Source organism: Stenotrophomonas sp. YJH_SMC_131, from assembly GCF_059367975.1.
In genome coordinates, this window is sequence record NZ_JCAFRJ010000007.1 from 1 (window position 1) to 22692 (window position 22692).

A 22692-nucleotide genomic window follows, 5' to 3' on the forward strand; every position below is an offset into this window, starting at 1 on the left:
CCTCAGCGCCGTTCCCGTGTGCTGCGAAGTTTCCTTCGTAGCGAGCCGCCCATTATAGCCGGCTTTTCCGCTTCGTCAACACCTTTTTTCAAGGCCGTCTCACCGGAGTGGACGTTGTTGCCGATGCCGCTTCGTCGTTGGACCCGAGGGCCTTTCGTCGTTGCGAGCCGCCTATTATGCCGGACTTTTCGAGTCCGTCAACACCTTCGTTCGATCAATTCGTTCGCCGGTGGTGGCGTCGCTGTTCGCGTGTCGTTTCCGGGGAAGCGATGCGCTGCAGCAAGGGAGCGAATTCTAGAGATCCTGCGGATTTCGTCAAGGCTTTTTTTGCAGCGTGATGACAGAAGCACCACGCCATCACGCATCACGTACGCTCGAAGATCACTGCGGCGTTGCCCGCGCGTTGCGCGGTCAACGCCGCAACCCTAATCAATGCAGGGATGCACAATGCAGGGATGCACAGTGGAGACAGGACAATGAGCATGCAGGTGCGGCGCGCGTGGTGGCGCGATCTTTCGATGCCGGCAATCGTCGCTGGCTTCATTACGGTACTGGTGGGCTTCGCCAGCTCGGCCGTGATCGTGTTCCAGGCGGCACAGGCCGTCGGGGCGGACCAGGCGCAGATCGCCTCCTGGATGTGGGCGCTGGGGCTGGGCATGGGCGTGACCTGCATTGGCCTGTCGCTGCGCTATCGGGTGCCGGTGGTGACAGCGTGGTCGACCCCGGGTGCGGCGATGCTGGTGGTGGGTGCCGGCGGTGCTTCGCTCTCCGAGGCCACGGGCGCATTCCTGCTGGCCGCCGTGCTGGGCCTGCTTGCGGGTTTCTCGGGGGTCTTCGCGCGACTGATGCAACGGGTACCGATGGCGCTGGCCGCCGGCATGCTGGCCGGTGTGCTGCTGCGCTTCGGGCTGGATGTGTTCGTCGCCATGAACACCCAGCTGGTGCTCGCGCTGGCAATGTTCGCCACCTGGCTGGCCGGGCGCCGGCTGTTCCCGCGCTATGCGGTGATCGCCACGTTGCTGGTCGGCATCGCCGTCGCCGCGAGCCGTGGCCTGCTGCACGCCCAGCAGGTGCATCTGCAACTGGCGATCCCGCAGTGGGTGACGCCCTCGCTGTCGTGGACCGCCGTGGCCGGCATTGCCCTGCCCCTGTTCGTGGTCACCATGGCCTCGCAGAACATTCCCGGTGTGGCGGTGATGCGCGCGTCCGGCTACGACGCCCCGGTGTCGCCGTTGATCGGCTGGATCGGTGCAGTCAATACGCTGCTGGCGCCGTTCGGTGCGTATGCACTGAACCTGGCGGCGATCACCGCCGCCATCTGCATGGGCCGCGATGCGCACGAGGATCCGGCGCGCCGCTACACCGCAGCGATGGCGGCCGGCGCCTTCTACATTGTCATCGGGCTGTTCGGCGCCACGGTGGCCGCACTGTTCGCAGCCTTCCCCAGGGAGCTGGTGGCCTGCGTGGCCGGTATCGCGCTGTTCGGCACCATCGGCAACAGCCTGGCCAGCGCCCTGGCGGTGGAGCGCGACCGCGAGGCTGCACTCGTCACCTTCCTGGTCACCGCCTCGGGGGTCTCCCTGGCCGGGATCGGTTCGGCGTTCTGGGGACTGCTGGCCGGTGCACTGTGCCTGCTGGTGTTGCGGGCACGGACAGCGGCCTGAGCAACCCTATCAGGCCGGCATGATCAGGCCGCCATGCGGGCGACGGTATTGATCACCGCGTTGGCCGCCATGCCGATCACCACCGCCCACACGCTGGTGCCGCCACGACGCTGCAGTTCGGCACGGATGCGGTTGTGCTGCCCGGCGTGGGCAGCCTTCACTTTGCCCAGCAGTCGCGTGCAGTAGCGCAGGTACAGGGTGTTGGCGGTCACCGCGATGGCGAACCGAGGCACCGCCAGCAACGCCACCGTGAGCAGCGGGTTGGCGCGGGCCGCCAGCAGCGCGATACCGATCAGGACCAGCTCGAAGAGGATGGCTGCCAGGTACATCTTCCGGTGCAGCAGCCAGTACGTCGGCACCAGGAAGGCGGGCCAGTGCCACGGTCGCGGCGGCTTCGGCACCGGGCTGCCCAGGTGCCAGCGCTGGCGGTAGAGCGCCGCGTTGGGGCCGACGAGGAGGTTCAGGTAGTCCGCGTCGGACGGAGCGGGCGCGTCGTCCACCTCTGTGGCGGGCGCAAGATAGGGATTGTCATCCGCCGGGGAAACCGGCGGAGTATCCAGATGATTCATGTCGGCGATTCCTTGCCCAGGATGATCCCGCGGTAGCGGCAGCCACCGCTGGATCTGAAGCCTTCCCGGCCTCAGCCTGCCAGCGCCTGCCCCACCAGCATCACCGCAACGACGGCGATGGCCACCACCGCCGCTGCCAGTGCATTGGTGTCACCCCGTCTGGCCAGCTCGCTGCGCAGGCGCGCCTCGTCATCTCCCACCAACGCGCGCGCGCGGGCGATCTCACGCTGGCAATGCGCCAGGTACCAGCGGTTGGCATACACCGCGGCGGTGATGTTGATGACGAGGGTGATGACCGTCGACACGCCTTCCGGAACGCCCAGCAACGCCTCGGCGATGCTGAAGAACACCAGCACGCCGGCCCAGATCGCCGCCAGCCGGTACATCCTGCGGTACACCATCCAGATCACGCCGATCAGGAACGCCGGCCAGTGCCAGGTGCCGTTGCCGTCGGCAATGCCCTGGTCGAGCCGCCAGCGCTGTCGATAGATCGGGAAGTTGCCGCCGACCACGGCGGCGTACAAGGCGATGTCGCCTTCCAGCTGCGGCGCGGTCGCGGCCACCGGCGAAGCTGCCGGCGCACGATAGGGGTCGGACGGATCAGCGGTCGATGCGCCGCTGGCGCTGACGGCCTGCGCCGGTTCAATCGACGGCGGGGTCGGATCCATCGGCGCCACCGAAGGATCCAGCTCGGCCAGCGGCCGCCACGATGCCATTCCTTCCCGCCACATCAGCGTACGGGCGGTTACCGTGCCGTCCTGCTGCAGACGGCGCAGCCCGGCCAGGTCCACCGGCCCTTCGCTCTGCTTGCTGTTGGCGTACCACCACTGTGCGTCCTGCATGCCATCCATTCCTGTCGATCCCATGGTTACTCCGAACACCCCGCCACGGCCTGCAGCGGTTCACTGGCCAGTACCTGCACCAGCTGGTGGCGCGCGCCGGGTGCAAGGGCAATCTGCTCCGGCCCGGCATTGGCTACTTCCAGGCACACGTAATCGTGCCAACCGTCGCCGACATCGGCCATCTTCGCCGCCGCCTCCGCGCCCGGATTCCACGCCACCAGGGTCTGGCTGCCTTCGCTGCGGATCTCGATCCGCCGCTGCAGGACGGGATCGCGAAGCACGTAGTGGCCACCGGCACCGGTATAGATGCGGTCGCTGCGCCCCGGATCGCGCGGGTCACGCAGCGACCAGGGCCCCTGCTGCCGGCGCAGCTGCGTGTAATCCTCGTACTTGTCCAGATAGTGCAGGCCATCGAGGCCATCAACCTCGACACGACGGGCATCGCCTACCCGGAAGTAGCTGTGCAGGGCCTGGGTGAAAGCCACCGGGGACGGGCCGGTGTTCTCGGTGGTCAACTGCTGGCGCAGCTGGCGACCGATGCGCAGCTGCATCTGCAGGCGCAGGCCACACTCGGCAATCGACAGGGGCGCCAGCTGCAGCTCCAGTTCACCGTCATCGTCCTGGCGGGCCTGCAGCAGCTCCCAGCGCGCGGTGCGTACCAGGCCGTGTGCCGGCACGTCATCATCCTGGCCCTGGCGACCGAACCACGGCCAGCACACTGGAACGCCACCCCGGATCGGCGTGGGCAGCCCGGCCCGTTTCGGCGACAGCCACAGCAGGTCCGGCTGCCCCTCCGGGATGAACGACAGCAGCTGTCCGCCGAACACGCTGATGACCGCGGTGGCGCTGGGCGTGCGTATCTGCCAGGCCTCGAGCCCGTGGTACAGGCCGGTGCTGATGTCCGGGTTCGACTGCATGCTATGACGCTCCTTGAAGACCGCGGCGATGATGTCGCGGCCAGCCTGTGATCGGCAAGGTCTAGCGGGTGGCAGGCGTCCCTGCGGCTGCCTCCTGCTGCAACGCGCGCAGGATGCGCTGGCCGGCGCGCCCATCCGCATTGGCCCAGCCCAGGCGCTGCTGCTCGGCCTGGATCGCGCGGCGCGTGGCGGTGCCGATCATGCCGTCCGCGCTGCCGATGTCGTGGCCGCGGGCCAGCAGCAGGGTCTGCAGCTGGCGGCGTTCATCGCGGCCGATGCCGGGATCATCGGTCGGCCAGGCGGTGGCCAGGCCGGTGCCGCCACGCAGCTGGTCGGCCAGCGTGGCGATGGCCAGTGCATAGCTTTCGGCGGCGTTGTAGCTGTAGATCGCATCGTAGTTGCGGAACACCAGCAGCGCCGGGCCCTTGATGCCGGCCGGCAGCAGCAGGGCGGCGCGCGCGTCGGCCGGCAGATTGGGCGGCCCCAGCGCGCTGCCATCCAGCGCGGTCACGCCCTGCACGCGCCAATCGGCGAGGGCTCGACGTTGGGTGCGGCCCGCCTGGCTGGCATTGAAGCCGGGGGGAACACGGACCTCCATGCCCCACGGTTCGCCACTGCGCCAACCCGCACGCTTGAGGTAGTTGGCGGTGGACGCCAGCGCGTCGGGAATGCTGCCGACCAGATCGCGGCGGCCATCGCCGTCACCATCGACCGCGATACGTGCGTAGGTGCTGGGCATGAACTGCGTATGCCCGAAGGCGCCGGCCCAGGAACCGGTGAGCCCCTGGGCCTGCAGGTCGCCGCGGTCGATCAGCTTGAGCAGCGCCAGCAGTTCGCCACGGAAGAAGGCCTGGCGGCGGCCGGCGCAGGACAGCGTGGCCAGCGACTGCAGCAGCGGGCGCTTGCCGAAGACGCGGCCATAGTCGCTCTCCACCCCCCAGACCGCGACGATGGTGGCCGGGTCGACGCCATACTGCGCGGAGACGCGATCGAGCAGATCGCGATGTTGCTGCAGCAGGGTGCGGCCATCATCGACGCGCTGGCGGTCGACCAGCGCGGCCAGGTAATCCCAGATCGGCGTGGTGAATTCCGGCTGTGCGTCCAGCAGTCCGAGCACGCTCGGGTCCGGCGTGAGTCCGGTGGTGATCTCGTTGAAACGGTCGGCGCCGATGCCCTGGGTTGCGGCGGTGGCCTGCAAGCCCGCCAGGCAGCGGCTGAACGCCGGATCGTTGCTGGCGGCGGGGGCCGCAGGCAGCGTCGGGGTCGACGCGAGGGCGGCCGCCAGGCCGAGCGTGGTCAGAATGGGCATGGCGTCCTCCGTGTTGCCGTTGCATGGCCATCTTAGGGGCAGCAGTGCGGCCGAACCTGAAGGGGCACCGGCTGGCCGTCCCCCTAGGCAACGCGCAGCAGGCGCAGGCCATAGGCGGGACTTTCGGCATCCCAACGCTGTGCGACCTGCAGGCCCGCCTGCTGCAACAGCGCCTCGAAGCTGTCATCGGTGTACTTGTGGCTGTACTCGACGCGGATGGGTTCACCGGCAGCAAAGTGGAAGGTGCGGCCACCGAGGTGGACGTCCTGCGGCCACTGGCTGACCAGGTCGGTTTCGATGCGCAGCCGCGCGGTGCTGTAACGGGCGCGGTGGCGGAATCCATCGAGATCGAAATCGCTTCCGATCTCGCGGTTGAGGCGGGCCAGCAGGTTGAGGGTGAATGCCGCAGTGACGCCCTGCGCATCGTTGTAGGCCGCTTCGATCAGCGCCGTGTCCTTGTGCAGGTCGATGCCGATCAGGGCCAGGCCGTCGCGGCCCATCGTCTGACGCATCGCCCGCAGCAGGGCGACGGCCTCCGCTTCGGCGAAATTGCCCAATGTGGAACCGGGGAAGAACAGCAGCCGTCGCGCGGGTTCGCGTTCGGGCATGGGCACGGCGACGGCGCGGGTGAAGTCCGCGCAGACCGGCAGCATCTCGACCTCGGGCAGCGCCGGCGCCAGGTGGTCGATGCTGGACAGCAGTGCGGCCCGCGAGATCTCGATCGGCGTATAGGCCACCGGATCCTGCAGCGCGGCCAGCAGCAACGCGGTCTTGCGGCCACTGCCGCTGCCCAGCTCCACCACATGCAGGCGCGGGCCGACCACGCGCGCGATATCGGGCAGCACCCGCGCCAGCAGTGCCAGCTCGGTGCGCGTGGGGTAGTACTCGCGGGTCTGGGTGATCTGTTCAAACAGACGCGAGCCGCAGGCATCGTAGAAGTACTTGGAAGGCAGCTGCCGCGATGCGCATGACAGACCGGCCAGCGCATCGGCCAGGATCTGCTGGCGGCTGGGGGTCAGGTCGGTCAGCGCCTGCAGCGCGTCATGCACCGTGCTCATATGAGGTCCCTGGCCAGGCGCAGTCCGGAGAACTGCCAGCGCGCCGGCGGCATGAAGAAATTGCGGTAGCTGGCGCGCACATGGCCACGGGGCGTGGCACAGCTGCCGCCGCGCAGCACCCATTGCCCGCACATGAACTTGCCGTTGTATTCGCCGAGGTTGCCGTCAAAAGAGCGGAAGCCCGGGTAGGCACCATAGGCGCTGGCGGTCCATTCCCAGACATCACCGAACAGCTGCCGCAGCCCACTGCCCCCGGCTGCCTGCGGGTGCAGGTGATCGTCATCGGCGAAATGACCGCGCAGGGGCTGCGACGCGGCGGCCGCTTCCCACTCGAACTCGCTGGGCAGGCGCGCACCGGCCCAGCGGGCGCAGGCATCGGCCTCGTAGTAACTGAGGTGGCAGACCGGCGCATGCGGATCCAGCTCGCGCCAACCACCCAGTGTGTACTCGCGCTGCAGGGCATCATCCCAGTACAGGGGGTGCTGCCAGCCTTCGGCTTCACGCAGCGCCCAACCTTCGCTGACCCACCAGCGCGGCTCGCGGTAGCCCCCCGCCTCGATGAAGCTGCGGTACTCGGCATTGCTGACGGGGCGTTCGGCCAAGGCATGCGCGGGCAGCAGCACGCGGTGTGGCGGCGATTCGTTGTCGTAGGCGAAGGCGGCGTGCCGGGGCCATGCCGCGGCACCGACGGTGACGATGCGTTCGGGCGATTCGATCCAGCCCTGCGCCGTGGCGGTGCTGGCGACGGGCCGCAGGTCCTCGCGATACGGTGGCTGCAGTGGATTGCACCAGAACGCATGCTTGATGTCGGTCAACAGCAGTTCCTGGTGCTGTTGTTCGTGCTGCAGACCCAACTGCAGGTGGTGCAGCGCCTGCGCGTCGAGGTCACCGGCTGCCAGCCGTGACTGCACCTGCATGTCGATCTGTTGCCGGTAGTCGCGCACCTGCTGCAGCGAGGGCCGCGACAGCAGCCCGCGATGCGGCCGCGCATGCGCCGGGCCGATGCTCTTGTAATAGCTGTTGAACAGATAGTCCCAGGCCGGGTCATGCGCGGGCGTGGTGGCGAAACCGGCCAGCACGAAGCGTTCGAAAAACCAGGTGGTATGGGCCAGGTGCCACTTGCTGGGACTGGCGTCGGCCATGCTCTGCAGCATGGCGTCCTCGGCACTGAGCGGCGCGGCCAGCTGCAGGCTGCGCGCCCGCACCTGTGCAAAGCGGCGGGCGAGATCGCGCTGCGGGGCAGCGACGGCGGTGGGTACGCTGTCCATGCCGGAAGCATCGGCGCAGGACGGTGAGCGCAACGTCATGGCACCACATCACCACGTTCACATGACAGCGGGCACGCGCATTCAAGAAGCGCGTGGGGACGCCGCTAACGGCAATGTTGCGGCCGCATCGTCACCGCACTGGACTTACCGCGTGCCCCTGCATCCGCTCCGCCAGCCTGCGCATTACCTGTTCGTGCTGCCCGCCGTGCTGGTCGTCCTGGTGCTGTGGATGGCGCTGGGCACCGAGGATGTCGCCAGCCCGGCGCAGCGCATCCTGCCCTGGCTGCTGGCCTGTCTCGGTGCAGGCCTGGCCCTGCTCTACCACCAGATGCGCACGTTGTGCCTGCTGCTGGTGGTGGCGGTGGTATTCGCCCTGCTGCACCGGGACGTCGGTGGCTACCTGCGCAGCGGCCATGTCGACGCCTTGACCCCGCTGCGCTTCCACGCGATCTCGGCGTGGGTGCCGCTGCTGTTCGCCGGACTGGCACTATGGCCGGAACGCGGACGCCGACGCCAGGACCTGCTGCTGCGCAGCGTAGTGTGCGGCGCGGCGCTGATGATCTTCCTGCTGCTGGCGGCACAGCAGCCGCAGGGGATGCACGATCTGCTGTCGAACCGTCACTGGGCCTGGATTCCCGCCAACTGGAACGCGTTGGCGCAGTTGCCGGCGCTGCTGTTCCTGCTGGCGACCGCAGCATTGGGCTGGCAGGCGTGGCGGCATCCGCGGCCACTGCACACGGCAATGCTGCTGGCCCTGCTGTGCCTGTGGTGGATGCTGCCGCGGATCTTCCTGCAGCCGGTGCTGCTGCCGGCGCTGAGCAGTGCCGCCCTGCTGCTGATGCTGGGCGCGATGCTGCAGGAATCCTTCCACATGGCCTTCCGCGATGAGCTGACCGGCCTGCCGGGGCGACGGGCGTTCAACGAGACCCTGCAGCGGGCACGCGGTACCTACAGCATCGCGATGGTGGACGTTGACCACTTCAAGTCATTCAACGACACCCATGGTCACGACACCGGCGACGATGTGCTGCGCCTGGTGGCGTCGCGGCTGGCGCGGGTGGGCGACGGTGGCCGTGCGTTCCGCTATGGCGGCGAGGAGTTCGCGGTGGTGTTCCTGGACCGGCCGGCGGCAGCCTGTGTCGATGCCGTGGAAGCATTGCGGCAGAGCATCGAGGACACCCGCATGCAGCTTCGCGACCGCAGCACCCGCAGCCGTGACGACGAAGCCGGCCGCCAGCGGCGCGGACGCGGTGGCAGCGGCCAGGTGGTGCAGGTAACGGTGAGCATCGGGCTGGCCGACAGCCGCGTGGATCCGCGGCCGATGGCCGTGGTCAAGGCCGCCGACCAGGCCCTGTATGTGGCCAAGGACGGGGGCCGCAACCAGGTGCGCGCGCACGGCGGCCAGCGCGTTCTGGCAGCGCACGGCGCGTAGTGCTCAGACCGCGTCGAGGTAGTACCAGCGGCCGTCGATGCGTTGGAAGCGGCTGTGCTCGGTCATCCTCACCGCGCTGCCGCCGCCGATGCGGTAGCGCGCGGTGAAGCGGACTTCGGCGCTGTCAGCACCAGTGATGGTGTGCTCGTGCACGGTCAGGCCCAGCCAATGGGTGCGCTGGCCGGGGGCATCGTCCAGCGACAGCTCGGCCGGACGCGTGTCCGGATGCCAGGACTGGCGCAGGTAGTCAGCCAGGCCACGCACATAGGCGCTGTAGCGCGAACGCATCAGGTGCTCTGCATCAGGCGCGGTTTCACCGGCATGGAAACGGCCACAGCAGGCAGCATAGTCGGCGGGAAGGCCACAGGGGCAGGGATCGGCGGGTTTTCGGCTCATGCCGGCATTGTCGCCGGGTTGCCGGGATTGATCCACGCGGGGCCGCAGTCGCCCGGAGCAGGACAGGCGTATGCTGTCGCGCCCCCTCCTTGATTGATCGCCGTGCTGGAACTGGTTCCCCCTGAGTTGTGGTGGCTGGTGGTGATCGCCTTCATCGCCGGCCTTGTGGATGCCGCCGTCGGTGGCGGTGGCCTGGTGCAGCTGCCCGGCCTGTTCACGGTGCTGCCGCAGCAGACGCCGGCGATGCTGTTCGGTACCAACAAGTTCAGTTCGATGTTCGGTACCGGTGCGGCCGCCTGGCGCTATGCGCGCAACGTGCGCTTCCCGTGGAAGCCGGTACTGTTCGCGGCCGGTACCGCCTTCATCTTCTCCTTCGCCGGGGCCACCGCGGTGAGCCTGCTGCCCAAGGACGCGGTGCGCCCACTGGTGCTGGTGCTGCTGATCGCGATGCTGGCCTACACGTTGTGGAAGAAGGACTTCGGCGCGTTGCACCGGCCGCAGGAGATCGGCCGCCGCGAACTGGCGATCGCGCTGGCGATCGGTGCGGCGATCGGCTTCTACGACGGCTTCTTCGGGCCGGGCACCGGCAGCTTCCTGATCTTCCTGTTCGTGCGCTTCTTCGGCCTGGATTTCCTGCGTGCGTCAGCGGCGTCGAAGGTGGTGAACCTGGCGACCAATGTGGCGGCAATCTCGTTCTTCGTACCGACCGGCAACATCCTGTGGCTGTTCGCGCTGCCGATGGCGGCGGCCAACATCATCGGCTCGGTGGTGGGCACGCGCCTGGCGTTGAAGGGCGGCACGCCGTTCATCCGCAAGTTGTTCGTGGGGCTGGTGGTGGTACTGATCGCGCGGATGGCGTGGGATACCTTCCGCGGTGCGTGAATGCGGTTGCCGGCCAGCGGCCGGCACTACCGGGTCATGAACGCTGCCCATGGGTAATGCCGGCCGCTGGCCGGCATCCCCATCCGATCGGGTCGTGAACCCCGCCCATGGGTAGTGCCGGCCGCTGGCCGGCATCCCCATTCAATCGACCGGGTCAGGCTTCGGCTTCTTCCGGTTCGTTGGCCTGCTGGCGGCTGCGCTCGGGCAGCTTCAGGCGCTTGCCTTCTTCGTCGTACTCGATCAGCAGCACGCCGGAGTCGTGGCGGCCGCTGATCTCGACGAAGCAGGCGCCACCGATGAACGGCTCCAGCGTCATCACCGACTTCAGCGGGGTGGCGACCACCATCTGGAAACCGAAGTTGTCGAAGATGTTCATCGCCAGCGCGGTGAACTCGTTGTCGGCCTTGTCGAAGGCTTCGTCGAGCACGACGGCGGCGTAGCTGGGCAGCTGGCTGTCGGCGCCGCCGAGCTGGTAGCGCAGTGCCGCAGCCAGGCAGGTGGTGGCCAGTTTCTGGCGCTGGCCACCGGACTTGCCCGCGCCACTACGGTAGATCTCGACCTGCTGGCGCGTTTCCGCATCCAGCTCGACGCCGATGAACTCCACGTGCATGCGTACGTCCAGCACCAGCTCGCGCCAGCGCTTGTCCTCGCCTTCCTGCGAACCCAGGCGGTTGACCAGCTGGCGCAGCACGGTGAACTGCGATTCGGCCAGCTCGCGCTGCTCGGTCTGCTGCTGCGCCAGCACCTCGCGCAGCTGCAGGTGGAACTCGCCGACTTCCGGCAGGCGGCGGTCGCTCAGTTCGATGGTCAGCAGCGTGCCACGGTTGAACGGCACCTGCTCCAGGCTGGCGTTCACTTCGTCCAGGCGCTGGCCGATCGACTTGCGGGCCTCGGCGCTGTGGCGCTGCAGGGCCAGCAGGTTGTTCTTGCTCTGGTTCTGCAGCAGATCGAAGAAGCGCTCTTCGTGCTGCGGCAGGCCGTCGCGCTCCAGGCGCTCGAGGCGGGCAAGGAAATCCTCGGCCGAGGCCACCGATACGGTGAAGTCGCCCGATTCCTCCGGCCACTGCTGGATGAAGCGACGGAAGCAACCGATCAGCTGGTTCTCGATGCGGTTGAGGTCCTGCTGCGAGGTCGACAGCTGCTCGTTCAGCGCGTTGCTGACCTGGCGCATGTGCGCCTCCAGCGTTTCCAGGCTGAGCGGGCCCTGCTCCTGCAGGCGCTCGGCGAGCCCGGCTTCCTGCTCCTGGGCCAGGCTCGGCAGCACCAGCGCACGGCTCTGCTGGCGGGCGCGGTCGAGGCGATCGCGTTCCTTGACCAGCTGGCCGCGCTCGACGCGGACGTCTTCATAGGTGCGGCGGGCCTGCTCGATGTCGGCGCGCACGGCGTCGATCTGCTTGGCCAGCTTGGCCAGGTCGGCATTGCCTTCGCGCAGGTCGCGCAGGGTGGCCTCGATATCGGTCAGGCGCTGCTGCGGGGCGGCGATGTCGATCTCGTTCCAGCTGATGCTGACCAGCTCGTGGCAGGCCAGGCGACGTTCGTTGTCGCGGTCACGCTGCCCACGCAGGCGCGCGATGTCGGTCTCGCAGCTGGCGATGCGCTTGGCCAGTTCCTGGGCTTCGCGCTCGAAGGCGCCCACCTTGTCGTGGTTGTTGAAGCCGAGGATCCAGCGACGGCGGTCGCCCACCGCACTGCGGTCGTCCTTCTCGAAGCGGTCGCCGGGATGCTTGACCTGGCCTTCTCGGGTGATGCCGCGGTCGACGTTGCGCAGCTGCTTGGCATCCACGCACTCGTAGTCGAAGCGCTTGCCGAGCTCACGGCGCAGCCAGCTTTCGAATACGTGCTCGCGCAGCTCCAGCTTGTGCAGCAGCGACTTCGCCGACGGCTCGCGCGCGAACGCATCATCGTTGCGGCGCACACGGTAGTAGGTGAAGCGCATGCCCAGGTGAGTGCGATTCACCCACTCGGCGACGTCGTTGTAGTGCTTGTCATCGACCAGCAGCGACAGCGCGAAGCCACCCAGCACACGCTCGATGGCACCCTGCCAGCCCTGCTCTTCCGAGCGGACCTGGATCAGCTCGCCGACGAACGGCAGCGCCGCCTCGGCAATGCCGGTTTCCTCGGCCAGGCGCGCGCGCAGCTTCTGCATCGGCGCAGGGATGTTGGAGGGCGTGCGCTGCATCGCTTCGAGTTCCGCACGGACTTCGCCGAAACGGCGCTCGTCATCGCGCTTGCCACCCAGGCGATCGCTGATCGCATCGTCCAGCGCCGAAGAGGCACGCTGGCGGTCCTGCAGTTCGTTCTGCGCACGCTCGACCAGCTCGGCGAAGCCGTGTGCGTCGTCCGGAAGTTCAGCCCCCAGCTGCTGCGCGGCCAGGCTTGCCTGCTCGCGCTTGGCTTGGCGGCGGTCACGCTCGGCTTCGGCGCGGCCCTGCTCGCGTTCCAGTTCCTCGATGCGCTCACCGCCCTGCTGGCGACGCTGCAGTTCCAGTTCGGCCAGGCGCTCGGTGTGGTTGTCCAGTGCGGCACGGCGCTGGGCTTCTTCCCCGAGCAGGCCACGGTCACGCACGTCCATCTCGCGCAGGCGCGCTTCGATCAGCGCCTGGCGGCGGCTTTCACGGAAGCTGTCGACGCCAAGCTTGAGGGCTTCGTCGTCGCCGCGCCGGCGGTGCATTTCCTTCAGGTCGTTGTAGTAGGCGCGTGCCGGCAGCAGGGTCTCCACCTGGCGGCGGGCGGTGACCACGGCCTGGTGCGCGCCATCGAGTTCGGCGAAGTCGCTGACCAGGCGCTCGGCGGCGTCGAAGGTCTTCGGCGTGTCGAGCATGAAGTCGCGCAGGAAGACGTTGAGGTCGCCCAGGTTCTTCGCCGACTGCGTCTTGTGCAGCAGGCGCAGCGCCATCTCGTTGTCGATGCCGAGCAGGTCGCGGAAGCGCTCGGCGTAGCCGGAGAAGGTGTCGAAGTGGTGCAGGTCGGACAGCTTCTGCTTGAGCTTGCGCAGGTCCAGGTCGAAGCCGCCAAGATCCTTCGCGATGTCGAACGGACGCTCGGCGATCATGTAGTGCTTGCGCACGTCACCGGCCGAGGTTCCGTTACCGGAGATCCACAGCAGGCGCACGAGGCTGACCACGCGGCCATCGCCGGCGCGGTACTCCAGCACCAGCGCAGTCCAGGTCGCGCCCTTGCGAAGGTACTGGGTGGCGATTTCGCCAGTGCCGCTGTCCTGCTGGTCGGCCCACGCGCCACGCACGTAGGACACCAGGTTGCGGTCGCGGCCACTGCGCTCGGCTTCACGCGCGGCGGCGTTGAAATCGACGATGGCCGGCGGCGTCAGCAGCGCGGACATGGCATCGAGCAGGGTCGACTTGCCCGAGCCGGAACGGCCGACGAACAGGAAGCCACGCTCGGCGATCGGTACTTCGGTCAGTCCGTTGAACGTGCCCCAGTTGTGTACCTGCAGGCGACGCATGCGGAACTGCTGCAGGCGCGGGTCCGGCAGGCCTTCGTTGAACAGGGCGGGAGTGTGCTTGGAGATAGCCATGCGATGGTCGGGTCTCTCAGGCCTCGGCGGCCGGGGTTTCACGCAGCTGGCGGTAGACCGCCGAAAGCTGGGATACGTCTTCGGCGGAGAACAGCAGCTTCAGCGCCGGCGAGACTTCGTGGCGGTCTTCCTGGCCGCTGAGGCGGGTCAGGATGTGGTTGTCCTTCATCTTCTGCACCGCCGAGGCGACACGGCGGTTGAAGCCGGCGCGGTCGGTGGACAGGTTCTTCTCGTAGATGGCCAGCGCTTCGGCCATCTCGGCGTCGGCGACCACCGCGCGGTTGCCGCGCGCATCGGCCTCGGCCAGCTGCTGGCGCAGGTACAGCAGCAGCACCGAATCGATGAAGGTCAGCGGCGAGGTGCGCAGCAGCACCGGCGCATCCACGTCTTCGGTATCGGCCTGGCGGGTGAAGGCCACGCCGCTGTCACGGTCGAGCACCAGTTCCAGGAACAGGTCCGCCAGCGAGGAGCGGATGGCCGCCTCGCTGCGGATCAGTGCCGGCCACAGCTTGGCGTGGCGCAGCTGGTCGATGCTGGGGCCGATCAGCAGCTGGCACAGCGCGCGGCGTGCATCCAGCGGCAGGCGCCCGGTGTCGCCCAGGTAATACACGTCATTGCCACGGCGGGGCTGCGCCACGGCCGCCACCGGTTCGGCTTCGTAGGCGTCTTCCGCCACGTCGGCCTGCGGTGCGTCGATGGGATCTTCATGCCAGCTCATGGCGTCTCTCCTGGGTGAACCAAACCAGCGGGATGCGGGCGCGACGGACCTGGCCGTCGCCACCACGCCATTCGGCAAGCTCCTGCTCACCAGCGATCACGTTGCCGAAGCGCGTGCCCAGCGACAGGTAGCCGATGACGCTGCCAAGACCCTGCGGCGCTTCGCGCTGCGACAGTGCCTGGGCGATGCTGAGCCGCGGCTGTGCATCGAGCAGGTCGTGCAGGTCGCGGCGCAGGGTGCGGAAGTCGATTTCAGACGAAGCGACCAGATCACCGACGCTCTCCAGGCTGATGGCTGCGGCGTCGTTGTACTCGACGTTGCCATCGACCTGGGCGCTGCGCGGATCGTGCAGCTTCCACTGCGACCACGAGCGCAGGCGGCTGGTGGTCAGCTGCAGGTCGCGGCCGATGCCGCGTTGTGCGGGGAATTCGTCGCGCAGGGCCAGCGCTTCGGACTGCGCCTGCTTCAGCAGCTGGTTGAGGCGGCGCTGTTCCAGATAGCCACGGCTCTGCACGAAGCCACGCAGGCTGCGCGCGAAATTCTGCAGCACGTCGTGCACCTGGCCACCGCGCTCGAGCATGGTGCTGGTGAAGCCACGCAGGAAGTTGCGTTCATTGCGGTCCAGGCGGCGGGCGAAGCCACGCGCCAGCACCGCTTCCAGCGCGGCATCGAGCTGGGCGCTCTGTTCGGCGTCGTTGAGCAGGCGCCAGAAGGCCTGGAAGCTGCGACCGGCATCGCTCTCGCCGATCACATCCACGCCTTCGAACAGCTGCGACAGCACATCGCCGCGCTCGCCCTCGTCGTCGATGATGCGTTCGCGGAAGTCGCGGTTGAGCTGCTCGAAATCGTCGCGCACGCGACGGAAATCCTCGGTCAGCTCGTCGGCCAGGCCGATGATCTGGCGCGCACGCTCCAGCGCGCGCTTGCCATCCAGCGCGACCACGCGGCCGGCACCGACGCGGGCGATCTCGGCGTCGATGCGGTCGCGCTCGTCGCGCAGTGCTGACAGGCGTGCATCCGGGTCGGACTCGGTCTGCGCGGCCAACTGCGAGAGCTGTTCGATGACCAGCGCCAGGCGGCTTTCGGTGGCGGCCACGCGCGCCTGCTCAAGACCATCGGCGAAGCGGATGGCCTGCAGTGCCGCAGTCGACAGCTCGTACTGCTCCTGGTCGGCGCCTTCGGGCAGACGGCGTTCCAGCCAGCCCTGGGCCAGCCAGTGCGCGATGTAGGCCTGCGCGGTACGCGGCAGCTCACGCGACAGTTCGTCGCCGTTGAGCTGGTCCAGCGCACGCTGCAGGCGCTCGTTGAGCACCGACGACGGCAGCGTGCGCTCGCCGTCCATCAGCAGCCCCTGCAGCAGGCCGATGATTTCCGGGGCGTGGTCGGCGGCAAGCAGCTTCCACTGGGGCTGTTCGCGCAGATGGCGGTAACGGGAGATGCGTTCGCGGTGCTTCATGCAGCGAAAGGAGTCATGAGGGCTGGCGGGGACGAGCAGCCGCCCGCGGCGGCCGCGCGGGCAGCCGTGGGCATGCCGGCCCGCAGAGGCCGGCGCAGTGCGGTCAAGCGGCTCAGCGCTTGCCGCCCACTTCGATGAAGCGCAGGAACTCGGCGCGGGTACGCGCGTCGTCGCGGAAGCTGCCCAGCATCTTCGAGGTGACCATGCTGACGCCGCGCTTGTGGATGCCGCGGGTGGTCATGCATTCGTGGGCACCTTCGACGACCACACCGACGCCGATCGGCTGCAGCACATCCTGGATGCACTGGGCGATCTGCGCGGTCATCTTCTCCTGCACCTGGAAACGGCGGGCGTAGGCTTCGACAACGCGGGCCAGCTTGCTGATGCCCACCACCTTGCCGGCCGGCAGGTAGCCGACGTGGACGCGGCCGATGATGGGCGCCATGTGGTGCTCGCAGTGGCTTTCGTACTCGATGTCACGCAGAACGATCAGTTCGTCGTAGCCGGCCACTTCCTCGAAGGTCCGCTCCATGTAGGCGCGCGGGTCGTCGCGGTAACCGCTGAACCAGTCGCCATAGGCTTCGGCGACACGGCGGGGGGTATCCAGCAGGCCTTCGCGGGACGGGTCCTCACCGGCCCAGCGCAGCAGGGTGCGCACGGCATCCTCGGCCTGGTCCTGGGTCACGTCGCCCTGCCGGGCGGCCTTTTCGTTGTTCTTGCTCATTGCGTACAGCGTCCCGAACGGGGGGCGAGCATCGTACCCGACCGGGGGGTGGGTCGTCCTGTTGGGACGGTTCATCGGGGGGTTCTTCCGGCGCCTCGTTGCTGCTGAGCGAGAGGGGGAAGGGGCAGGCCGGGCAGGACACGCCGCAAGTACGTCCCTGTAGGCTCGTCCACGGCATCCATGCCGTGGACGGTCCTGCCCGGCCTGCCCCTCCCCCTCTCCGACAATTTCCCGCAGGCGCGGCCGGACCGCCCGAAAGCGGGGGCAAAAGCGGGGGTTCATGACTTCGGAAGCAGCGCGCCGCTGCTGTGGTGTCTTCTGCTTTGGTGGGTGCGGACCGTTGGTCCGCACTGCTTCTGCTCTTGCTTCTAAGAGCCAACCCACCGCGCTCGCGGGGTGATGGGAAGGCAGCGGGGGCCGGGCGGGGCAGGACCGTCCGCGGCATGGATGCCGCGGCCGAGCCCCCAAGGGTGAGGGCGCTTTGCTTGCGAGGCATGCCTCGCAAGCGCCCGAACGCCCAGCCGCCAGCGGCTGGGCCGGACCCCGGAGGGGGGTTCACGGCGTGTCCTGCACCGTCCGGCCCCCGCTGCCCCACCCGACACCAAGCGGGCGCAACGCTTTCCTCAGTATTCCTACCCACCCATTCAGCAATACCTATTGATAGGAATGAAATTAGTAGTATCCTATCTATCTCTTATGGACCGACCCCTCGACGAGCGCACCGTGCTGCAGATGCAGCTCAGCTCCGGCCTGCTGTACGCAGGGCGGCAGTGGCAGCGCCTGGCCGACAGCCGGCTCGGCAGCTACGGCATCTCCACCGCCTGCACCATGCCCCTGCTGATGATCGGCCGCTCCGGCGGTGGCATCCGCCAGGTGGCGCTGGCCCAGCAGCTGGGCATGGAGGGTCCTTCCCTGGTGCGCCTGTTGGACAAGCTGTGCGCCAGCGACCTGGTCCGCCGCGAGAGCGACGCCAGCGACCGCCGCGCCAACCTGCTGTGGCTGACCGACGCGGGCCATGCGCTGGTCAGCGAGCTGGAAGACCAGTTGATCGGCCTGCGCCAGGACGTGTTCGGCGAGCTTTCCATGGATGAACTGCACGCCGTGCTGAAGGCATGGCGCCTGCTGGCCGAGGCCGCCGACCGCATCACGTAAGACCGCTGCCCCCGAATACCGCCGCTGCCGTGCACACGCCAGCGGCTTTTACCCGTTGCCGTTGTTTCGTTGTTCCTCCCCTCCCCTCCCCCACCTCGCCCCCGCCCCTACCGATGCCCGGTGAATTCAGTCTCCACGGAGTGTTCGTCCCGACCCTGCTCGGGCTGATGTTGTTGGCCTACCTGGTCAACAGCGGCCTGCACGCGCTGCTGCAGCGTGCCGGCGCCTATCGCCACGTATGGCACCCGGCGCTGTTCAACCTGGCCCTGTACGGGATCGTGCTTGGCCTGCTGTTCCACCTCCTGCGTCGGATGCAATCGTGAACAAGATCGTGAAGAAGACCCTGCCGGTGCTGCTCACCAGCGCAGCCGTGATCATCGCCCTGCTGGTGCTGCGCCAGCTGTGGGTCTATTACATGGATGAGCCGTGGACCCGCGATGCCCATGTCGGCGCCGACGTGGTGCAGGTGGCGCCGGACGTGTCCGGGCTGGTGGAAACGGTGCAGGTGGCCGACAACCAGGCGGTGAAGAAGGGTGACCTGCTGTTCGTGGTCGACCGCGCCCGCTACCGCATCGCGCTGGAGCAGGCCCGCGCCAACCTGGCCGAGCGCCAGGCATCGGTGGCGCAGCTGCGCCGCGAGATCGGCCGTGACCGCAGCCTGCAGGACCTGGTCGCCGCCGAGGACGCCGAAGTGCGCCGCGCCAAGCTGCAGGCCGCACAGGCTGCGCTGGCCACCGCACAGGCGGCGGTCGACCTGGCCGAGCTCAACCTGGGCCGCACCGAAGTGCGCGCACCGGCCGATGGCCGGGTCAACGACCGCACCCTGCGCGTGGGCGACTACGTGGTAGCCGGCAAGCCGGTGCTGGCGCTGCTGGATACCGGCTCGTTCCGCATCGATGGCTACTTCGAGGAAACCCGCCTGCGCGGCGTGGCCCCGGGGCAGCGCGTGGACATCCGCCTGATGGGCGAGTCGGCCCCGCTGCGTGGCCATGTGGAGAGCATCGCCGCCGGCATCGAAGACCGCTACCGCAGCAACGGCAGCACCCTGCTGCCGAACGTGACCCCGGCCTTCGACTGGGTGCGGCTGGCACAACGCATTCCGGTGCGCATCGCCATCGACGAAGTACCCAAGGGCGTGGAACTGATCGCCGGCCGTACCGCCACGGTGACCGTGGACACCGGCCGCCATCCGCACAACGACAAGGCCGGCACTGCGCCGACACAGGCGGGCCTGTGAACGCCGCCCTGCCCCGTCTCGGCCTGATCGTTGCGCTGGCCAGCCTGGCGGCCTGCAAGACCGTCGGCCCGGATTACGCCCTGCCGGAAGGCTCGGCCTTCAAGCGCCCGCAGGCCAATGCGGCCTTCATCGATACGCAGAACCCGCAGGTGGCCGCCAACCAGGCGCTGCCCGACCGCTGGTGGTCGCTGTACAACGACCCGGTGCTGGACGGCCTGATCACGCAGGCGCTGCGTGACAACGTCGAGCTGAAGGCCGCCGATGCACATCTGCGCCGTGCCGCGGCGGTGTACGAGCAGGCGCTGGACGCCGGTGGCTTCGAGTACGAGGCCGAGGCCGGGGTCAGCCGCGCGCAGCTGTCGGCCGAATCGTTCCTGCAGGAGCACGAGCTGCCGGTGATCAACCTGGCCGATGGCAAGTTCGCGGTCAGCTACCAGTTCGACCTGTTCGGCAAGCTCAAGCGCGGCGCCGAGGCAGCGCGTGCCGACGAGCAGTCCGTTGCTGCCGCGCGCGACCTGGCCCAGGTCAGCGTGGTCGCGCAGGTGGCCGACAGCTATCTGGAAATCTGCCACGCCAACCACGAGCTGCACGTGGCCGAACATTCGCTGCAGCTGCAGCAACGCAGCCGTACGGTCACCGAGCGCCTGATCGCGGCTGGCCGTGGCACGCCGCCGGAACTGGCCCGCGCCAATGCCCAGGTCGCGCTGCTGGAAGCCGCGCTGCCGCCGCTGCGCGCGCAGCGTTCGGCGGCCGCCTATTCGCTGGCCGCCCTGCTCGGGCAGACCCCGGGCCAGCTGCCGGCCGGCGTGATCGACTGCGCGCACGCGCCCAGCCTGGCGCAGCCGCTGCCGGTCGGTGATGGGCGTGCGCTGCTGCAGCGCCGTCCGGACGTGCGCCAGGCCGAACGCAAGCTGGCCTCGGCCACCGCGCGGATCGGCGTGGCCACCGCCGAGCTGTACCCGGACATCCGCCTGGGTGCCTCGGTGGGTGCCGCCGGCCTGCTGGAAGACTTCGGCACGCCGATGACCCAGCAGTGGTCGATCGGCCCGCTGATCTCGTGGACGCTGCCGTCCTCCGGCACGCACGCACGCATCCACGCCGCCGAGGCGGGCGCCGATGCCGCGCTGGCCGAGTTCGACCACACCGTGCTGCAGGCGCTGCGCGAGACCCAGACCGCGCTGGACCGCTATGCGCAGGACCTGCGCCGGCTGCAGTCGCTGCGCACTGCGCAGGAACAGGCCGCATTGGCCGCCGAGCAGAACCGCCGGCTGTACCAGGGCGGCCGCACGCCGTACCTGTCCAGCCTGGATGCCGACCGCAGCCTGGCCACCAGCGATGCCACCCTGGCGGCCGCCGAAGCGCAGGTCTCGCGCGACCAGATCCACCTGTTCCTGGTGCTGGGCGGTGGCTGGCAGGCAAGCGCCACCGCGCCCAACGCCTCGACCGCAGCGAAGTAAACCATGAACGCGCTGACCGACCGCCAGGCCTGGCTGTTCTCGATCAAGACCTACCTGGCCGCAGTGGCCGCGCTGTACATCGCCATGGCCGGCAACCTGTCGCGCCCGTACTGGGCGATGGGCACGGTGTACATCGTCAGCCAGCCGCTGCTGGGCCCGACCCGGGCCAAGGGCGTGTACCGCATCGTCGGCACCTTGGTGGCCGGCCTGGCCACCCTGCTGGTGCTGCCGGCGCTGGTGGAGACGCCGCTGGTGCTGAGCGCGGCCATGTCGATCTGGCTGGCCGGCTGCCTGTTCATGGCCCTGCTCAACCGCGGCCCGCGCGGCTACGCGTTCCTGCTGGCCGGCTACACCACCGCCTTCATCGGTTTCCCTGCGGTGACTTCGCCGGAGACCATCTTCGACACGGTGGTGGCACGCAGCGAGGAGATCATCCTCGGCACGGTCGTGGCGGTGCTGGCCGCTTCGCTGCTGTTCCCGGCCTCGGTACGCCCGATGCTGCGCGCGCGCATCGGCAACTGGATGGAGGACGCCGCGCAGTGGTGCCGGCAGATCCTTGAACGTGGACGCGCGCACGCGCCGCGCAACCGGCTGGCCGCCGACCTGGTGCAGTTCGAGGCACTGATCGAATTCCTGCGCCGCGATGATCCGCGCCATGCCGGGTCTGCGGTGTCGATGGAGCGCCTGCGTGAGCGCATGCTGCTGCTGTTGCCAGTGCTGTCCTCGATTGCCGATCGCCTGAGTGCGCTGCGCAGCGACGGCCAAGCCCTGCCCGAAGGGCTGCCGGCGCTGGTCGATGACATCCACGATTGGCTGGATGGCCCGACCAACGCCAGTGAATACGCCCGCCTGCGCGCGCGCATCAGCGCGCTGAAGCCGCAGGTGGACCGCGACCTGCAGCATCTGCAGCTGGCCAGCCTGCTGCTGCGCCTGGAGGAACTGGTGGACCTGTGGCAGGACTGCCGCACCCTGCAGCACGCCATCGACCACGGCACCGCGCCGCTGGACCGCGCGCATTACCGCATCCGTACCGAACGCGTGGCCGCCGACAAGCACGTCGACTACGGCATGGCGCTGTTCTCCGCGCTCAGTGCCGGCGTGGCACTGATGAGCTACTGCGTGCTGTGGATCGCGCTGGGTTGGGAGGGCGGTGGCAACGGCGCGATGATGGCCGCGGTGACCGCGGCGTTCTTCGCCGCGCAGGACGACCCGGCACCGAGCATGGTGTCGTTCCTGGTGTGGGCCATGGTCGCCTCGGTGGTGGCAGGCGTGTACCTGTTCGGCGTGTTCCCGGCCGTGCACGACTTCGGCCTGCTGGCGCTGGTGCTGGCGGTGGCGTTCCTGCCGCTGGGGCTGATGCTGCACCACCCCAAGAGCGCGCTGTTCGCACTGCCGCTGACGGTGAACCTGGCCGCGCTGTTGAGCCTGCAGAACACCTACAGCGCCAACATCCAGACCTTCCTCAACTCGTCGATCGCGATGTTCATCGGCATTGGCTTTGCGGTGGTGATGACCCGCCTGTTCCGTTCGGTGGGTGCCGAGTGGACCGCGCGCCGGCTGGTGCGGCAGGGCTGGACTACGCTGGCCGAGGCCGCCGAAGGGCGCGGCCAGCAGGACCGCCAGCGCTTCGCCGCACGCATGCTCGACCTGCTGGGCCTGCTCGCGCCGCGCCTGGCGGCAACCCCGGAGGGCAGCGACATCGCCTCGGTGGATATGCTCAACGAAGCGCGCATTGGCCTGAACATCCTGCAGCTGCGCCGCGCGCGGCTGGAACTGCCCGAGCGCAGCCGCGAAGCGGTCGAGCACATTCTTGAGGAGATCGCCGCGCACTACCGGCGGCAGATTGCCGCACGCAAGCCGATGGTGGCGGCCGACGCATTGCGCGAGCGGCTGGATACCTCGCTGGGACGGGTCGGCAGCGTAGCCGCCTGCAAGGCACGCGACGAGGCGCTGATGGGCCTGATCGGCCTGCGCTTCGCGCTGTTTCCGGAGGCGAAGGCGCTGGCGCCGGGCCTGGCCATGAGTGCAGCCGAACAGCCGTAGCGCGATACCCTGTGCGTCCACAGACCCCGTTGC

19 protein-coding genes are annotated in these 22692 nt (G+C 68.6%); 8 read left to right on the forward strand and 11 right to left on the reverse strand.

The features are described 5' to 3' along the window. The first annotated feature begins 476 nt into the window (after positions 1-476). Positions 477-1664 (forward strand): benzoate/H(+) symporter BenE family transporter, encoded by a 1188-nt coding sequence (locus AC5P56_RS15025; protein WP_032960167.1) that lies wholly within the window; start codon positions 477-479, stop codon positions 1662-1664. Between the two features lie 23 nt (positions 1665-1687). Here AC5P56_RS15025 and AC5P56_RS15030 read toward each other — a convergent pair whose 3' ends face one another. From AC5P56_RS15030 to egtB, 6 genes are all read right to left on the reverse strand, one after another. After that, positions 1688-2233, reverse strand: coding sequence for a DUF2628 domain-containing protein (locus AC5P56_RS15030; RefSeq protein WP_014648914.1), 546 nt, complete (start codon positions 2231-2233; stop codon positions 1688-1690). Between the two features lie 71 nt (positions 2234-2304). Continuing rightward, entirely contained in the window at positions 2305-3075 is a 771-nt protein-coding gene (locus AC5P56_RS15035) for a GYF domain-containing protein (protein ID WP_032960164.1), read from the reverse strand. A 26-nt stretch (positions 3076-3101) separates the two neighbouring features. After that, positions 3102-3992, reverse strand: coding sequence for an aldose epimerase family protein (locus AC5P56_RS15040; protein ID WP_049442562.1), 891 nt, complete (start codon positions 3990-3992; stop codon positions 3102-3104). A gap of 61 nt (positions 3993-4053) precedes the next feature. Next, positions 4054-5301 (reverse strand): lytic murein transglycosylase, encoded by a 1248-nt coding sequence (locus AC5P56_RS15045; RefSeq protein WP_014648917.1) that lies wholly within the window; start codon positions 5299-5301, stop codon positions 4054-4056. An 83-nt stretch (positions 5302-5384) separates the two neighbouring features. Continuing rightward, complete coding sequence (gene egtD / locus AC5P56_RS15050) at positions 5385-6359, reverse strand: L-histidine N(alpha)-methyltransferase (RefSeq protein ID WP_142235475.1); 975 nt, start codon at positions 6357-6359, stop codon at positions 5385-5387. Further along, complete coding sequence (gene egtB / locus AC5P56_RS15055) at positions 6356-7627, reverse strand: ergothioneine biosynthesis protein EgtB (RefSeq protein ID WP_049442560.1); 1272 nt, start codon at positions 7625-7627, stop codon at positions 6356-6358. Before egtB ends, egtD begins: the two co-directional genes overlap by 4 nt. Positions 7628-7778: 151 nt before the next feature. Here egtB and AC5P56_RS15060 point away from each other — a divergent pair, with 151 nt between their 5' ends. Then, the gene (locus AC5P56_RS15060) at positions 7779-9059 is read left to right on the forward strand and encodes a diguanylate cyclase (RefSeq protein WP_049442559.1); all 1281 of its coding nucleotides are present in this window, start codon (positions 7779-7781) and stop codon (positions 9057-9059) included. A gap of 3 nt (positions 9060-9062) precedes the next feature. Here AC5P56_RS15060 and AC5P56_RS15065 read toward each other — a convergent pair whose 3' ends face one another. Further along, on the reverse strand, positions 9063-9455 hold the full coding sequence (locus tag AC5P56_RS15065; RefSeq protein WP_049442558.1) for a YchJ family metal-binding protein: 393 nt from the start codon (positions 9453-9455) through the stop codon (positions 9063-9065). 102 nt (positions 9456-9557) lie between these two features. Between AC5P56_RS15065 and AC5P56_RS15070 the strand changes: the two genes are divergently transcribed. Continuing rightward, positions 9558-10337: a sulfite exporter TauE/SafE family protein gene (locus AC5P56_RS15070; protein WP_032960169.1), complete on the forward strand. Its 780-nt coding sequence runs from the start codon at positions 9558-9560 to the stop codon at positions 10335-10337. 154 nt (positions 10338-10491) lie between these two features. On the opposite strand, the gene AC5P56_RS15075 is transcribed toward AC5P56_RS15070, so the two are convergent. From AC5P56_RS15075 to folE, 4 genes are all read right to left on the reverse strand, one after another. Next, positions 10492-13872 carry an ATP-binding protein gene (locus AC5P56_RS15075; RefSeq protein WP_032960149.1) on the reverse strand — a complete coding sequence of 1127 codons (3381 nt, stop codon included), beginning with the start codon at positions 13870-13872 and terminating at the stop codon, positions 10492-10494. A 16-nt stretch (positions 13873-13888) separates the two neighbouring features. Next, on the reverse strand, positions 13889-14590 hold the full coding sequence (locus tag AC5P56_RS15080; protein WP_005421303.1) for a DUF4194 domain-containing protein: 702 nt from the start codon (positions 14588-14590) through the stop codon (positions 13889-13891). Next, positions 14577-16046, reverse strand: a complete 1470-nt coding sequence (locus tag AC5P56_RS15085) for a DUF3375 domain-containing protein (protein WP_032960145.1) — start codon at positions 16044-16046, stop codon at positions 14577-14579. Before AC5P56_RS15085 ends, AC5P56_RS15080 begins: the two co-directional genes overlap by 14 nt. Before the next feature lie 112 nt (positions 16047-16158). Next, the gene (gene folE / locus AC5P56_RS15090; protein WP_134809454.1) at positions 16159-16770 is read right to left on the reverse strand and encodes a GTP cyclohydrolase I FolE; all 612 of its coding nucleotides are present in this window, start codon (positions 16768-16770) and stop codon (positions 16159-16161) included. Between the two features lie 696 nt (positions 16771-17466). Here folE and AC5P56_RS15095 point away from each other — a divergent pair. The 5 genes from AC5P56_RS15095 to AC5P56_RS15115 all read left to right on the forward strand — a co-directional run bounded on the left by AC5P56_RS15095 (position 17467) and on the right by AC5P56_RS15115 (position 22659). Next, the gene (locus AC5P56_RS15095) at positions 17467-17922 is read left to right on the forward strand and encodes a MarR family winged helix-turn-helix transcriptional regulator (protein ID WP_012481667.1); all 456 of its coding nucleotides are present in this window, start codon (positions 17467-17469) and stop codon (positions 17920-17922) included. Between the two features lie 113 nt (positions 17923-18035). Further along, a complete protein-coding gene (locus AC5P56_RS15100; protein WP_134809457.1) occupies positions 18036-18245 on the forward strand; it encodes a DUF1656 domain-containing protein in 210 nt (69 codons plus the stop codon). Further along, a complete protein-coding gene (locus tag AC5P56_RS15105) occupies positions 18242-19159 on the forward strand; it encodes an efflux RND transporter periplasmic adaptor subunit (protein ID WP_049442557.1) in 918 nt (305 codons plus the stop codon). Before AC5P56_RS15100 ends, AC5P56_RS15105 begins: the two co-directional genes overlap by 4 nt. Further along, complete coding sequence (locus AC5P56_RS15110) at positions 19156-20616, forward strand: efflux transporter outer membrane subunit (RefSeq protein ID WP_100450825.1); 1461 nt, start codon at positions 19156-19158, stop codon at positions 20614-20616. The genes AC5P56_RS15105 and AC5P56_RS15110 overlap by 4 nt, the downstream gene beginning before the upstream one ends. A gap of 3 nt (positions 20617-20619) precedes the next feature. Beyond that, positions 20620-22659 (forward strand): FUSC family protein, encoded by a 2040-nt coding sequence (locus tag AC5P56_RS15115; RefSeq protein WP_014648929.1) that lies wholly within the window; start codon positions 20620-20622, stop codon positions 22657-22659. Positions 22660-22692 lie beyond the last annotated feature (33 nt).